Annotated in this window: 15 protein-coding genes; 8 read left to right on the forward strand and 7 right to left on the reverse strand. The window is 64.9% G+C overall.

Annotated elements, in window-relative coordinates; translation table 11 throughout:
- Positions 1–464: 464 nt before the first annotated feature.
- Complete coding sequence (locus tag FHP91_RS21240) at positions 465–662, forward strand: hypothetical protein (RefSeq protein WP_222105080.1); 198 nt, start codon at positions 465–467, stop codon at positions 660–662.
- A gap of 238 nt (positions 663–900) precedes the next feature.
- Here the strand turns inward: FHP91_RS21240 and FHP91_RS01735 are convergent, their stop codons facing one another.
- Positions 901–4,359: a pyruvate carboxylase gene (locus FHP91_RS01735; protein ID WP_144307967.1), complete on the reverse strand. Its 3,459-nt coding sequence runs from the start codon at positions 4,357–4,359 to the stop codon at positions 901–903.
- 256 nt (positions 4,360–4,615) lie between these two features.
- On the opposite strand from FHP91_RS01735, the gene FHP91_RS01740 reads away from it, so the two are divergent.
- Positions 4,616–5,482, forward strand: coding sequence for a mechanosensitive ion channel family protein (locus FHP91_RS01740; RefSeq protein WP_186301412.1), 867 nt, complete (start codon positions 4,616–4,618; stop codon positions 5,480–5,482).
- On the opposite strand, the gene FHP91_RS01745 is transcribed toward FHP91_RS01740, so the two are convergent.
- From FHP91_RS01745 to FHP91_RS21075, 4 genes are all read right to left on the reverse strand, one after another.
- Entirely contained in the window at positions 5,483–5,947 is a 465-nt protein-coding gene (locus FHP91_RS01745; RefSeq protein WP_144307969.1) for a hypothetical protein, read from the reverse strand.
- Positions 5,948–6,080: 133 nt separating this feature from the next.
- Positions 6,081–6,956, reverse strand: coding sequence for a LysR substrate-binding domain-containing protein (locus tag FHP91_RS01750; protein WP_144307970.1), 876 nt, complete (start codon positions 6,954–6,956; stop codon positions 6,081–6,083).
- A gap of 60 nt (positions 6,957–7,016) precedes the next feature.
- Positions 7,017–7,583, reverse strand: a complete 567-nt coding sequence (locus FHP91_RS01755) for a hypothetical protein (protein ID WP_144307971.1) — start codon at positions 7,581–7,583, stop codon at positions 7,017–7,019.
- Between the two features lie 84 nt (positions 7,584–7,667).
- Entirely contained in the window at positions 7,668–8,006 is a 339-nt protein-coding gene (locus FHP91_RS21075; RefSeq protein WP_186301413.1) for a DUF2917 domain-containing protein, read from the reverse strand.
- Positions 8,007–8,144: 138 nt separating this feature from the next.
- Here FHP91_RS21075 and FHP91_RS01765 point away from each other — a divergent pair, with 138 nt between their 5' ends.
- The 4 genes from FHP91_RS01765 to FHP91_RS01780 all read left to right on the forward strand — a co-directional run bounded on the left by FHP91_RS01765 (position 8,145) and on the right by FHP91_RS01780 (position 11,821).
- Entirely contained in the window at positions 8,145–9,104 is a 960-nt protein-coding gene (locus FHP91_RS01765; RefSeq protein ID WP_246116190.1) for a LysR substrate-binding domain-containing protein, read from the forward strand.
- A gap of 91 nt (positions 9,105–9,195) precedes the next feature.
- Positions 9,196–9,684 carry a DUF3291 domain-containing protein gene (locus FHP91_RS01770; protein ID WP_246116191.1) on the forward strand — a complete coding sequence of 163 codons (489 nt, stop codon included), beginning with the start codon at positions 9,196–9,198 and terminating at the stop codon, positions 9,682–9,684.
- 112 nt (positions 9,685–9,796) lie between these two features.
- Positions 9,797–11,170, forward strand: a complete 1,374-nt coding sequence (locus tag FHP91_RS01775) for a pyridoxal phosphate-dependent decarboxylase family protein (RefSeq protein ID WP_144307974.1) — start codon at positions 9,797–9,799, stop codon at positions 11,168–11,170.
- 45 nt (positions 11,171–11,215) lie between these two features.
- Positions 11,216–11,821 (forward strand): gamma carbonic anhydrase family protein, encoded by a 606-nt coding sequence (locus FHP91_RS01780; RefSeq protein ID WP_144307975.1) that lies wholly within the window; start codon positions 11,216–11,218, stop codon positions 11,819–11,821.
- Here the strand turns inward: FHP91_RS01780 and FHP91_RS01785 are convergent.
- Together FHP91_RS01785 and gcvA are read right to left on the reverse strand one after the other, a co-directional pair.
- Positions 11,805–11,990, reverse strand: a complete 186-nt coding sequence (locus tag FHP91_RS01785; protein ID WP_144307976.1) for a hypothetical protein — start codon at positions 11,988–11,990, stop codon at positions 11,805–11,807. The two genes, FHP91_RS01780 and FHP91_RS01785, sit on opposite strands and share 17 nt — an antisense overlap.
- A 39-nt stretch (positions 11,991–12,029) precedes the next feature.
- Positions 12,030–12,962 (reverse strand): transcriptional regulator GcvA, encoded by a 933-nt coding sequence (gene gcvA, locus FHP91_RS01790; protein WP_222105081.1) that lies wholly within the window; start codon positions 12,960–12,962, stop codon positions 12,030–12,032.
- 102 nt (positions 12,963–13,064) lie between these two features.
- Here gcvA and FHP91_RS01795 point away from each other — a divergent pair, with 102 nt between their 5' ends.
- Positions 13,065–13,628: an RBBP9/YdeN family alpha/beta hydrolase gene (locus FHP91_RS01795; RefSeq protein ID WP_144307977.1), complete on the forward strand. Its 564-nt coding sequence runs from the start codon at positions 13,065–13,067 to the stop codon at positions 13,626–13,628.
- 18 nt (positions 13,629–13,646) lie between these two features.
- The gene (locus tag FHP91_RS01800; RefSeq protein ID WP_144307978.1) at positions 13,647–14,318 is read left to right on the forward strand and encodes a glutathione S-transferase family protein; all 672 of its coding nucleotides are present in this window, start codon (positions 13,647–13,649) and stop codon (positions 14,316–14,318) included.
- The last annotated feature ends 6 nt before the right edge of the window (positions 14,319–14,324 follow it).

A 14,324-nucleotide genomic window follows, 5' to 3' on the forward strand; every position in this document is an offset into this window, starting at 1 on the left:
CAACGGGGCGCACGTTCGCAGTCACCAGATCGGAAGCCGTCGTTCGCAGACATTCAAATTTGACGGGCAGGTAACCATCTCATTGCGGCCCGATCGGTCGTGATACCCAGCCGACCGCTTTGGCCGAGGTCTTGCCAGTAAGGGGGCATGTGGAACGGCAGCTGTACTTCGTCACTTGCCGTTCGGAAGCCTGCCGGCTGACGGGCAGCTCCGGGTCGTTCACTGCCCCTGCGCAATGGCGCACTAAACGTCTGGCATGGCTGATGACGCTTTTCGTTGGCCACGACGGAATCAATTCATCGATTTGGTGTTCGTCTGTGGCTCTTCGATACCCGCTCGCACCGCCCGCAAAAGGCGGGCGTGGGGGCGGTACAAATCGGGTGGGTATGCGAGTACGGTAGTCGAGGTGCCAACCCGGAGCGCTTTCGATGAACAAGGATGCTCACTTCAGTACGCTTTAGCGCATGTATCTGGCTGCGCCGATCAATGCCTTTTACGGCCCCGATATCGCGGTGAGCGAGGGCGCGGCGCGGGTTGGGATGACGGTGTTGCCGACGATGTTCCATGGCGCTGGGGCGGCGCATGGTTCGGTGGTGTTTAAAATGCTGGACGATGCGGCGTTTTTTCCGCCGCTTTGCTTGAGCGGACGTCTTTCGTGGTGACCACGACATTCACGACCTACCTCACCCGGCCGGTGTCGTCGGGGCGCATTGTGTCGGTGGGGCGTGTGGTCAATCGCAATCGTACGCAGTTCATTGCCGAAGCCGTGTACCGATGCGCGCGGGCGGGAGATCGGTCGCGGCAGTGGTGTTTTTGCGCGCAGTGCGGCCTTGCTGACCGATACGGTGGGCTACGCGAGTTGAGCGGCGCCGGGGCCTTGGTGGCCCCGGCGCGTGCGTGTCAGGCCTTGAATTCGATCAGTAGATCCTTGGCGTTGACCTGGGTGCCGGGCTTCACGTGCACGGCGGCGATGGTGCCATCGCGTTCGGCCTTGATGGCCAGTTCCATTTTCATGGCTTCGAGTGTCATCAGGGTGTCGCCACGATTCACATGCTGGCCGTCGCGGGCGCCGACGCTGCCGATCACGCCGGGCATGGGCGCACCGATCTGGTCGGGGTTGCCGTCCTGCGCCTTGGGCTTGTCGCTGGTGTTGACCACGCCGGCACGCGGGACCTTGATCAGGCGCGGCTGGCCGTTGAGTTCGAAGAACAGCTTCATCTGACCGTCTTCTGACTCGGCGCGGCCGAGCAGGCGGATGACCAGGGTTTTGCCGCGATCGATGTCGACCACCACTTCTTCACCGTCGGCCAGACCGTAGAAGAAGGCCGGGGTGGGCAGCACGGAGACGTCGCCGTATTTGGCTTCGTGTGCGACATAGTCGGCGAAGACCTTGGGGTACATCAGCGACGAGGCCAGCTCGGTGTCGGTGGCGTCGCGCTCCAGCGTCTTGCTCAGTTCGGCGCGCGTGGCGTCGAGATCGACAGCCGGCAGGTGGTCGCCGGCGCGGCCGACCATGGGTTTTTCGCCGCCCAGTACCTTGGCTTGCAGCGCTTCGGGGAAGCCGTCGGCCGGGTAGCCGAGTTCGCCGCGCATCAGTTGCACGACGGATTCAGGGAAGGCGATTTCGCGCGCCGGGTCCATCACGTCGGCGGGGGTCAGTCCGTTGGTGACCATGAACAGCGCCATGTCGCCCACCACCTTGGAGGTCGGCGTGACCTTGACGATGTCGCCGAACAGCAGGTTGACCTGGGCGTAGGCCTGGGCGACTTCCGGCCAGTGATGGTCGATGCCGACCGCACGGGCCTGCTCGCGCAGGTTGGTGTATTGGCCGCCGGGCATTTCGTGCAGATAGACATCGGAGGTGCCCGAGCGGATGTCGGCTTCAAACGGCGCGTACTGGCGGCGCACGCCTTCCCAGTAGCGCGAGAGCTTTTGCAGGTTGGCGAGGTCCACGCCCGGGTCGCGGTCGTGGCCTTGCAGCGCGGCGACGATGGAGCCGAGGTTGGGCTGGGCGGTGAGGCCGGACAGCGCATCGAGTGCGCCGTCGACCGCATCCACACCGGCCTCGACGGCGGCCAGCACGCTGGCCGCGGCGATGCCGCTGGTGTCATGGGTGTGGAAGTGGATGGGCAGGCCGACTTCGTCGCGCAGCGCCTTGACCAGCGCGCTGGCGGCACGCGGGCGGCACACGCCGGCCATGTCCTTGATGGCGAGGATCTGCGCGCCGGCCTTTTCCAGGTCCTTGGCCATCTTTACGTAGTACTGCAGGTTGTACTTGGGGCGCGCGGTGTCGAACAGGTCGCCGGTGTAGCAGATGGCCGCCTCGCACAGCGCGCCGGTGTCGCGCACCGCGTCGATGGCCACGCGCATGTTGTCCACCCAGTTGAGCGAGTCGAACACGCGGAAGAGGTCGATGCCGCCTTCGCCATCGCGGCCGGCGGCGGCCTGTTTGACGAACTGGCGCACCACGTTGTCGGGGTAGTTGGTGTAGCCCACGGCGTTGGAGGCGCGCAACAGCATTTGCAGCAGCAGGTTAGGCATGGCTTCGCGCAGCTCGGCCAGGCGGGTCCACGGGTCTTCCTTGAGGAAGCGCAGCGCTACGTCGAAGGTCGCGCCGCCCCAGCATTCCATGGAGAACAGCTCGGACCCGAGGCGGGCGTAGTGCGGTGCCACGGCGACCATGTCGCGGGTGCGCATGCGAGTGGCAAACAGCGACTGGTGGGCGTCGCGCATGCTGGTGTCGGTCAGCAGCACTTGCGGAGTGTCGCGCATCCATTGGGCGAAGGCGTCGGCGCCCAGGGCTTTGAGGCGGTCGCGCGAACCGGCCGGGGGCGGCTCGGTGAGGTCGACCTTGGGCAGGATCGGCGCGGCCAGCGGGCCAACCGGCGCGGTGCGGCCTTTCATCTCGGGGCTGCCGTTGACGGTCACTTCGCCGATGAAGCTGAGGAGGCGGGTAGCGCGGTCGCGACGCGGGGTGAATTCGAACAGCGCGGGCGTGTCGTCGATAAAGCGGGTGATGCATTCGCCCGACAGAAACTGCGGATGGGCGATGACGTTTTCGAGGAAGGCGAGGTTGGTGGTGACCCCGCGGATGCGGAACTCGCGCAGCGCGCGATCCATGCGGCTGGCGGCCTCAACCGCGGTGTTGCCCCAAGCGGTGACCTTGACCAGCAGCGAGTCGTAATAGGGGGTGATGACCGCACCGGCGTAGGCCGTGCCGCCGTCCAGACGCACGCCCATGCCCGAGGCGCTGCGGTAGGCGGTGAGCTTGCCGTAGTCGGGCGCGAAGCCGTTTTCCGGGTCTTCGGTGGTGACGCGGCATTGCAGGGCGTGGCCGTTGAGACGGATCTTGTCTTGCGTGGGGATGCTGCTGTCTTCGTCGCCGATGCGCACGCCTTCGGTGACGCGGATCTGTGCCTTGACGATGTCGACGCCGGTGACCTGCTCGGTGACCGTGTGCTCGACCTGAATACGCGGGTTCACTTCGATGAAGTAATAGGCGCCGGTGTCGGCGTCCATGAGGAACTCGACCGTGCCGGCGTGGCTGTAGCCGACTTCGCGGGCCAGGCGCAGTGCGGCGGCGCACAGATCGGTACGGGTTTTTTCGTCGAGGTAGGGCGCCGGGGCGCGCTCGACCACCTTCTGGTTGCGGCGCTGTACCGAGCAGTCGCGCTCGAACAGGTGGATGAGGTTGCCATGGGTGTCGCCCAGTACCTGCACTTCCACATGGCGGGCGCGGCGCACCAGTTTTTCGAGATACACCTCGTCGTTGCCAAAGGCGCTGCCGGCCTCGCGGCGGGCCACTTCCATGGCCGGGCCGAGATCGGCTTCGGTTTCGACCACGCGCATGCCGCGGCCACCGCCACCCCAGCTGGCCTTGAGCATCATCGGGTAGCCGACTTTGGCTGCGGCTGCCTTGGCACCGGCCAGGTCATAGGGCAGGGCATCGGTGGCGGGCACCACCGGCACGCCGGCGCTTTCGGCCAGGTGCCGCGCGGTGACCTTGTTGCCGAGCCGGCGCATGGCGTCTGGGCTGGGGCCGATGAAGCGGATGCCGGCCTTGGCGCAGGCTTCGGCAAAGTCCGGGTTCTCGGAGAGCAGGCCGTAACCGGGGTGAATCGCATCCACATGCGCCTCTTTGGCCACCCGGATGATGTCGTCGATATCGAGGTAGGCCGCGATCGGGCCTTTGCCTTCGCCCACCAGATAGGCTTCGTCGGCCTTGAAGCGATGCAGTGAGAGGCGGTCTTCCTTGGAGTAGATCGCCACGGTGCGGATGTTCATCTCGCTGGCAGCGCGGAACACGCGGATGGCGATTTCGGATCGGTTGGCGACGAGGATGCTCTTGATCGGATTCATGGGGTTGCGTCCTGATTAAGCGGTTGAAGCCGGGCGGCTGCGTCTTGCGCTGATTGCCTATTGTTGTAGATCGCCGATCTAGCCGTTAAATGGCGTCGTTTTTGGCGAAATTTGGCGTTTATGACGGCCGATGTTGTGCTCATGATCGGGTTTTGCACCTGCTTTGCCTAGTCGGGTGAACCCGACAATGTTGCGGCGCAATGAGATGAGATCGGGCGGTGGTCGCGGTATGCTTTCAAGCCCGAACCGGAGCGAGATGAAGAACGTGCAGGCCTTGTTGAATGAAGATCAGTGGTTGCCACGATTGGCAATCACCCTCGTACTGGTGGTGGTGTTTTTGATTGGCCGCCGACTGGCGACCAAAGCCATCCGCGGGGGTGCCGACGTGCTCGACGCCTCACGTCGGCGTCGGGTGTTTTACGCGCGCAGCGCCTTCAACCTTGGCCTGGCGGTGGCCATGCTGCTGCTCTGGCTGGGGCATTTGCAAAACATCGTGCTCTCGCTGACTGCTGTCATCGTGGCGGTGGTGCTGGCGACCAAGGAAATCATCATGTGCGTGAGCGGCTTCATGCTGCGCACCGGCACCGGGCTGTATTCGGTGGGCGACTGGATCGAAGTCAATGGGGTGCGCGGCGAAGTCAGCGACTACAACGTGCTGACGACCACCTTGCTCGAACTCGCGCCGCCCAAGCGCGGGCATGGCTATACCGGCAACCTGATCGTCATCCCGAACAGCCTGTTTCTGACCCATACGGTGCGCAACGAACGGCTCGGTCGCCACTATGTGCTGCATCCCTTCGTGGTCACGGTTGAACCCGGCTTGAACGTGGGTGAGGCGCTGGCGTGGTGGACTGCCCAAGCGGCGGCCGCCTGTGCCGATTTTGCCGAAGAGGCCGAGCGGGTGAGTGCGGCGGCTGACCGCGCCTTGTCGGCCGATGTGCAAGGGCCGGTGCCGTTGGTGCATGTCGGTACGACGGACGCGGGCAATGTGAGCTTTGAGCTCCAACTGTTTTGCCCCGCCGCGCGTGCACATGCGCTGGAGGTGACGCTCACCAGCGCATTTTTGAGCGCGGTGGCGGCCGGGCAGTTTAGCCCGGCAATGCCTGAAAAAGACGCCGGCTGATTACTCGCACTGCGCAACGCAGGGGCCATCGGCCGGGCAGGTGCCCTCGGCCGGCACGACACACTTGGCGCGCGAGCGCTGCACAAAATACGTGCCGTTGGAGTAGTCACAACGCAGCATGGTGAGGCCTTTTTTCTGGCTCACGCTGATCTTTACCGGCTTGGCTTTGGCCATCTCGTCCTTGGGCATGTCGCAGGACTGGTAGTTGGCAAACTGGCCATCGGCCGACTCCCACAGCGCCACGTCCTTCAGCTTGCGATAGTTTTCAAAGCTCTCGCAGGTGGTGTCCAGCGGGCTATAGAGCCGGGCGTTGCTGCCGCAGAAGCCGTCAAAGGTGTACTTAAGTTCTTCGGTCGTCGGGCAGGCATTGACTTGTTTGACGGTGGCCGCATCCGGACAGGCCACCGGCTCGGCAATGGCGCTCAGGGGGATGGCAAGGGCGAGGGCAGCGAACAGCAAACGCATGAAAGTCTCCGAGTCGGTGAAAAACAGAGCGCAGTGTGCCAACCCACGGCGGGCGCTGCTCTGATCCAGCGCAGGAAAACCGCGTATCGCGAGGTGCCGCGGCGCATGTAGGCGGCAGTTTCAGGCCGTTGTTCTACCCGATCGGGGGTGTGCGTACCTCAAGCTGCAACCAGCGCACAAAATCGCGAATCCACGCCTGATTGGCGGCCGCCGGTGGCAGTACGGCGTAAAAGCCCAGGCCCGGCACAGCCACGTCGAAGGGTGCCACCAGCGCGCCAGAGACCAGATAGCTGCGCGCCAATAGGCCGACGCTCAGTGCGACGCCGCTGCCGGCCGCCGCTGCTTCGAGCATCATCATCGCGTCATCGAATTCCGGCCCGCTCTCCGGCGCCGGCCAGTCCAGCCCCGCGGCGGCAAACCAGGGTTGCCAGGGCAGCAGTGGATGGCGCAGCAGGCGCACGCGGGCGAGATCGGCTGGCGTTTTCAGTGTCGCCGCCAGCGCCGGCGTGCACAGCGGTGTCACCGTCTCGTCGCTCAATTTGAAGGCGGAGAGCCCGGGCCACGGCGGTCGGCCATAGCGCAGGCCGAGGTCGGCCGTGCCGTCGAGCATCGGATCCAGCCGGGTCGAGGCCGACAGCGCAAACTCCAGCGTCGGATGCGCCTGCTGATACCCCGCCAGCCGCCCCACCAACCACTTCGCCCCGAAAGCCGGCGCCACGCTGATACGCAGCGTCTGCCCCGCCTGCCCCCGCAACTGCCGCGACGCCGCCTCGATGCGCGCCAGCGCCGGCCGAACCTCCGCCAGATACGCCGCCCCCGCCGCAGTCAGCTCAATCTTCCGGTTGATCCGTAAAAACAGCGCTTGCCCCAGCCAGTCTTCCAGCGTTTTGATGCGATGACTTACCGCGGACGGTGTGATGCACAGCTCCTCGCCCGCGCGCTGAAAGCTGCCGTGGCGGGCGGCAGCTTCGAAGGCGATCAGGGTGTGGGGTGGGGGGAGGGTGAGCATGGTTTGTGTAGGAGGGGGAGGCGCTGAACGGCCTGCGTTCTTCAGGTCCCAAGTAGGTATTTAGCAACACGGCCGAGGGAGTGGGGGAGGCTCAATCACTGTATAACCCGCTGTCCAGAACTCAACACTTTTTCCGTTCGGATCGAATGTTGAAAAGCAGTGAGACTCCCAGTGCTCCTGGCGAGTGTTGAGCTGTGATGACAGCCAATCAATCTGTTGTTTCATTAGCCCTGGCGGATTGGAGGAGAAAAGCAGCATTATTTTCAATTTTGCGGTTGCCGCTGGGAGTTTGGTGCCGAGGTCTTTGCGAATCCCTCCGAGTTCCTGCTTGCCGGATGCGCTCATCCACCGTTTCATTTCGATGACCACAATGCGCTCTTTTGTGACAGGGTCTTCAAGGACGAGATCGTGTCCATCGACTTCGATTTTTACCTTATACGGCATCGAAGACATGAGAGCCCTGGCGACAACAAACTGGTAGTAGCGCTCGTTGTTGATGCGCAGAATGCCGCCGCTCTCACCGTCGTAGGCAATTCGATTTGCGGTGACTGCGCCAAGCAAATACCGATCTTCAAACTCAAGCGCGGTGCCAGAGGCATCAACGATTCTCTTTGTGAGGGTACACATGTGGGCACGAGACGTAGGGCATGTGGATTGGATTAGACGCGACCTAGATCCCGCCGACAAGCTCGATCCTATGAGTGCGCTCGTCTAACACACCCCGTCACACTTCGGTCCGATCACCCCCGCCGCCGGTCGTTGCCGTTGGAGGCGCTGCCACAGGTGTTGCAGCGAGACGGTCAGTGGCTGCCGTTGCGGCGGGGTGATGAGTGACAGTGTGCTGTCCGCGTCGGCCTGGATGACGAGTTTGCCGGGGTCGGGGAGGGTGAGGCGCATGCCGGGCGTGAGCCAGACATCCTGGGCGTGGCCTTCGGCGGTGATCCACAGGCGGCCACGCAGGCGGTGCACGGTGCCGCCCTGGAAATCGTCGATCGAGCGTACTGCGTTGGCGGCGAGATCCTCGGGGTGCTGTGTTAGTGTGGCTTTCATTAGTGTTCTCCGGCAGAGCGGGCAAAATGTCCTGCATGGGTTTAAGCATGGACTTCTCGCTGCTTTTCCGGAAACGATCCTTTCTTGCCATTCTGTGAACAAAACTCTCGTATGGAAGCGCCTGGAAAACTTCCCCCCTTGCCGGCCTTGCGCACGTTCGAAGCGGCGGCTCGCCACCTGAGCTTTACGCGTGCGGCGGAGGAACTGCATGTGACGCACAGCGCGGTGAGCCATCAGATTCGCGCGCTGGAGGCGTGGCTTGCGTTCCCGCTGTTTTCGCGTCAGGGGCGGGCGGTGGTGCTGACACGTGCGGGCGAAGAGTTGCTGGCGGTGAGCAACGAGGCGCTGCGTCAGGTGTCGGACACGGTGAGCGTGCTGCGCCGACGGATCAATGTGAATCGGCTGTCGATCAGCGTGATGCCGTCTTTTGCGGGGCGCTGGCTGGCGCCGCGGATTGCGGGCTTTATCGAGGCGAATCCGGGTTGCGAGGTGAATGTGGTGTCCACTACCGAGCGGTCCGATTTTGTGCGCGATGGCGTGGATGTGGCGATCCGTTGGGGCTTTGGCGGCTACACCGGGGTGCGCAGCGAACTGCTGATGGCCGATGTGCTGTTTCCGGTGGTCGGTAGGCGCTTTGCCGATCACCTGCCGCGTACGCCGGCGGAGCTTGCCGGGTTGCCGCTGCTGCGTTCGGACGGTGAGGACTGGGTGCCATGGTTTCGCGCGGTCGGGCTGGATTGGCCGGAACCGAGCGCCGGCCTGATGCACAACGACTCGGGCCTGGTGGTGCAGGCGGCGATTGAAGGGCAGGGCGTGGCGTTGGCGCGCGGATCGCTGGCCGCGCTGGCCTTGCGCAACGGCCAGCTCACGCGACTGTTCGATGTCGAGGTGCCGGTGATGTACCGCGAGGGACAGGATGTGTCGGCCGAGCACGGCTTTGATGCGGATGGCCAGCCGCGGCGCTGGGCTTACTGGCTGGTGTTGCCGCAGCGTGGCGGCGAAACCCCGCTGCGCCAGGCCTTTGTCGATTGGCTGCGCGCTGAAATGGTGGCCGATGCGGCAGCGGGCTTTGGCCCGGCGTGCGCGGCGCCTGCGTGAATGAAACTCGTGTTGCAGTGAAAAAGACGCGTTTGTGGTGTTTGCGTGCTCGGGTCATGATGTGGCGACGCCGACTCACGAGAACTGCCCAATGACCACGCCCGACATGCAATTGGCGCAACTGAACGTTGCTCGCCTGCTCGCCCCCATCGATTCGCCGCAACTGGCCGACTTTGTGGCACGGCTGGACGAGATCAATGCGCTGGCCGAGCGCAGCCCCGGCTTTGTGTGGCGCTTTGAAGGCGATGCGCGCGAGGGCAGCACCTCGGCGCCAGGCGATGCCGATCTGATCATCAACCTGTCGGTGTGGGCGAGCAGCGAGGCCTTGTTCGACTATGTGTATCGCTCGGCGCACAAGTCGGTGATGACGCGCCGGCGTGAGTGGTTTGCCAAGGCGGCCGACATGCACATGGTGTTGTGGTGGGTGCCGGCCGGGCACCGGCCCGGCATGGCCGAGGCCATGGCGCGGTTGGCCGAGCTGAACGCCAATGGGGCGTCACCCGCGGCCTTCAGTTTTCGCGAGGCCTTCGATGCCGAGGGGCAGCCGCTCGGGCGCAGGGTGCTGACAACGACCGAATGAGGTGGTGGTGCTGGCCCGGTCTGGTTCGGCCGGATTGTCTCTTTGAGAAATGGCGCGCGACGCGCAGGGTAAGCTTTTTCCGATTGCCGCCATCGCGGTTGAGAGCGCCCTCATGTCGAAACTCTCCGATATTTTGTCCAACGACCTCGCCCAGACCGACGCGCTGTTGCGCGAAGTGTGTGCACAGGCGAAACAGATTCTGGCCCAGCTCCCGACCCTGCCGGTGGGTGGCGGCTCGCCACCCGCTGCGCCGATCGCGCACAGTGGCGGTGCCCGCGCCGCACTGAACGAATACCTGACCCGCTTCTCGCCCGGTCTGGCTGCCAGCGCCGGGCCGCGCTATTTCGGTTTTGTCACCGGCGGGGCCACCCCGGCGGCGCTGGTGGGTGACTGGTTGGCCAGTGTCATCGACCAGAACGCCACCGGCTCGGCCGACTCCAACGCGGGCGCGCTGGAGCTCGAAACCCTCGCGCTGTTTCGCGACATGCTCGGCTTGCCCGACGCCTTCAATGGCGCTTTCGTGTCGGGCGCGACGATGGCCAATTTTGTCGGGCTGGCGACCGGCAGGCAGTGGCTGGGCGTGCAGGCCGGCGTGGATGTGGCCGAGGCCGGGCTGGCTGCGCTGGGGCCGGTGCGGGTCTTGAGTGCCGGTGCGCATTCGAGCACCGTCAAGAGTCTGGCGATGCTCGGCCTGGGGCGGCAGAGCCTGCACCGGGTGGCGGCGTTACCGGGGCGCGAGGCGGCCGATGTGGTGGCGCTGGCCGAGGCATTGGCGGCCGCGCCGGGGCCGTGCATCGTGGTGGCCAATGCGGGGACGGTGAATACCTGTGATTTCGATGATCTGGCAGCCATCGCTGCGCTGAAAGATCGCTTCGATTTCTGGCTGCATGTGGATGCCGCCTTTGCCGGCATCGCCGCCGCCAGTGATCGTTACCGCCCCCGGCTGGCCGGTTGGGAGATGGCCGATTCGATCACCGTCGATTGCCACAAATGGCTCAACGTACCTTATGACTCCGCGGTGGCGCTGACCCGGCATTTGCCGCTGCAGGCCGAGGTATTTCGCAATCACGCGGCCTACCTGCGCGGCGAGGTCGAGCCGGGGAATTTTCTGCAACTGACGCCCGAAAACTCCCGCCGGTTTCGGGCGCTGCCGGCCTGGTTCACGCTGCGCGCCTACGGGCAGGCGGGCTACGCCGGCATTGTCGAGCGCAATTGCGATCAGGCACGCTGGCTGGGTGAGCAGATCGCCGCCGAACCGCGCCTGCGCCTGCTGGCGCCAGTGATGCTGAACGGTTTTTGCTTTGCGCCCGTCGAGGGCGACGCGGCCGCGCTGCTCGACCGGATCAACGCCACCGGCGAGGTGTTCATGACGCCGACCGTGCTTTTCGGGCAAAGCGCGATTCGCGGCGCAATCAGTCATTGGGCGACCACGCAGGCGGACATGGAGCGGGTGTGGGCGGCGATTCAATCCGTCTTGCCGGACTGAGCCGTTTCAGCGCAGGATCGACGCATCTCGACACGGAGAGTTCTCATGCTGTTCACACACCTCGGCCATGCGCCCACCATCGACCCCGACGCCTGGGTGGCGCCGACTGCCACCGTGTGCGGCAATGTGCACATCGGCCCCGGTTGCCGGGTGATGCATGGCGCGCAGATCATCGCCGAGGGCAGTCGTATCGACCTCGGTGAGTGCGTGATCGTGCTCGAGAACGCGGTGCTGCGCAGCACGGCCGACCATGCGCTGACGATCGGCAAACACTGCCTGGTCGGGCCGGGCGCGCATGTGGTCGGTTGTACGGTGGCGGATGATGTGTTCATCGCCACCGGCGCGTCGGTGTTTCATGGGGCGCGGCTGGGACAGGGCTGCGAGGTGCGTATCAATGCGGTGGTGCATTTGCGCACCTCGCTGCCGCCGGGCGAGACGGTGCCGATCGGCTGGGTGGCGGTGGGCGATCCGTTGCGCATCTTGCCGCCCGACCAGCACGATGCCATCTGGGCCGCGCAGGCGCCGCTGGATTTCCCCAAGTTTGTGTATGGCTTTGAGCGGGCCGAGGTGAGCATGGCAAAGATCACCCGCAAGCTCTCGGCCAGCCTCGGCAGCCACCGCGACGACGCGCCGGTCAGCCCGCCCGAGTGAGGGTGAGTTGTGGCCGCAGACCGCCACCGTCAGCGTTGGTTGGTACCGCCTTGCCGCGCTGTGCGCGCGGCAGATTTCGGGTGATTGGCATGCCCTGGCCGGTGCCGCGGATATCGATCCGCCCGCCGGCATCGGTTTCGGTGGTGGTGCTCCGTTCGCGATATGTCACACCGTTGTCGATCGGGTTCCGCAGTGCGTGGCGCTGCGCTCAGTCGTCGGACGCTGCCCCGTCGGTGGTGCCCGAGATATTGGCCAAGTAAGCGCCGATCTCGGCGTCCAGCCACCGGCTGAAGTGGTCAACCCGGGCCCGTCCGGCGCTGCGGACGGGCCATACCAGCCAGTAGGGGTTGTGGTAGGGCACGCTGACGTCGGTGAGCTGCACCAGCAGCCCGTCCTGCAGCATGCCGTGCACCAGCGACAGTCGCGACAGCGCCACGCCCTGGCCGCGGCGGGCCGCTTCAATCACAAGATTGGAATCATTGAAGTGGATGCCTTGCAGCGCGTCGGCGGGCAGTCCGGCGGCGTCCTGCCAGGGGCGCCAGTTTTCGATCGACAGCAGCAAGGGCGCGGCCACCACTTCGGCTGGCGTGCGCGGCAGGCGCCCGCCCCGGAAGTGCGGCGCAGCGATGGCGACCAGCCGGTCGGCGAACAGCTCGCGCTGTTGCACCTTGTCCCAGCCGCCGTGGCCCATGCGGATCGCCACATCGATGCCTTCTGCGTCGAGGTCGGCCACCTGCAGCCCGGCGCGCAGCGTGATCTTGAGTTCGGGGTGGGCGGAGGTGAAGTGCGGCAGGCGCGGGATGAGCCAGTGCGCGCCAAAGGACGGAATGGTGCCGATCACCAGTTCGTCGTCGCGCGGTTGCGCCACCACCGTGCCGGTGGCGCGTGACAGGTCGGACAGCGCATGGCGCACTTGCATGGCATAGACCCGGCCGTTTTCATTTACCGACAGGCGTTTGCCCTGGCGGTCAAACAGACGCAGGCCGAGCATGTCTTCGAGCGCGCGCAGTTGATGGCTGATGGCGCTGTGGGTGAGGTGTAGCTCACTCGCCGCCTTGACCACGCTGCCAAGCCGGGCGACAGCTTCGAAGGCGCGCAATGCTGATAGAGGTGGAATGCGCTGCATGTGAATTTCTTTCACGTTAATGTCGAATCCTTATCGATATACGCCCGTGGATCGGTGCGATACAGTGAGTCGACGCGTTTTGAATGAAACGGTAATCACATTGTAGCGGAGAGCGATATGTCAATCTGGTTGGCAATTCCGGGCCTGGGCGGCTCCGGGCCGGCGCACTGGCAAAGCCATTGGTCGCGCGCCTTGCCGCAGGTGCGTCGGGTGGTGCAGCGGGACTGGGATGCGCCGAGCCGACGCGACTGGGTCAGCACGCTGGATGCAGCGGTGCGCGGCAGCCATGGCGAGGTGGTCCTGATTGCGCATAGCCTGGGTTGCGCGCTGGTGGCGCATTGGGCGCGGCAGCATACGGGTCGGGTGCGTGGCGCCTTGCTGGTAGCGCCGGCCGATGTGGACTCGGCCGCGCACACGCCGGAGGTAGTGCGCGGCTTCGCGCCGATGCCCCTGCAGGCGCTCCCCTTCCCGTCCATCGTGGTGGCGAGCGAGGACGATCCCTATGTGTCGATGGCGCGGGCGCGGCAATTTGCCGAGGCCTGGGGTAGCCGCTTTGCAAGCATCGGCGCGGCCGGTCATATCAACGCCGATTCGGGGCTGGGTAACTGGCCGGACGGACTGGCGCTGCTGGAATCGCTGCGCGCACCGACCCATGACGAAGGTGTAGTAAACACACTTTGACCCCCCAAGGAGACTTCGATGTACACGCTCTATTTTGGCAACAAGAACTACTCGTCATGGTCGCTGCGGCCGTGGGTGCTGATGAAGCATTTCGGCATCCCGTTTGAAGCGCATCAGGTGGAAGTCAGCGGCAAGGGCGCACACGCCGGGCACCGTGCCTATTCGGCCAATGGATTGGTGCCATGCCTGCATGTGGATGGCTTCCAGGTGTGGGATACGCTGGCCATTGCGGAGTTTTTAGCCGAGCGTCATCCTGGCCTGTGGCCGGCCGATCCGCTGGCGCGTGCCCGTGCGCGCAGTGTGGCCTGCGAGATGCACTCGGGCTTTGGCGCGGTGCGTAGCGCGATGCCGATGAACATCAAGCTGCTGTTGAAGGGCAAGACGCCCAGTGTCGAGGTGCAGGCGGATATTGACCGCATTGCCGAGATCTGGACGCAGGCGCGCAGCGAGTTTGCGGACGATGCCGGGCCGTATCTGTTTGGTGCGTTTTCGGTGGCTGACGCGATGTTTGCGCCGGTGGTGATGCGCTTTGTGACCTACAACGTAAGCTTGCCCCCGGCGGCCGCGGCGTATCGCGATGCGATGCTGGCGCATCCGGCGATGGTGGAATGGGCGGACGCGGCGCGGGCGGAGACGGTGGCCTTGCCGGCTTACGACGCGGTGGCCGAGGCCTATGGGGGCGTTCGTTAGTGTGGG

The organism is Denitromonas halophila (assembly GCF_007625155.1).
Taxonomy (GTDB): domain Bacteria; phylum Pseudomonadota; class Gammaproteobacteria; order Burkholderiales; family Rhodocyclaceae; genus Nitrogeniibacter; species Nitrogeniibacter halophilus.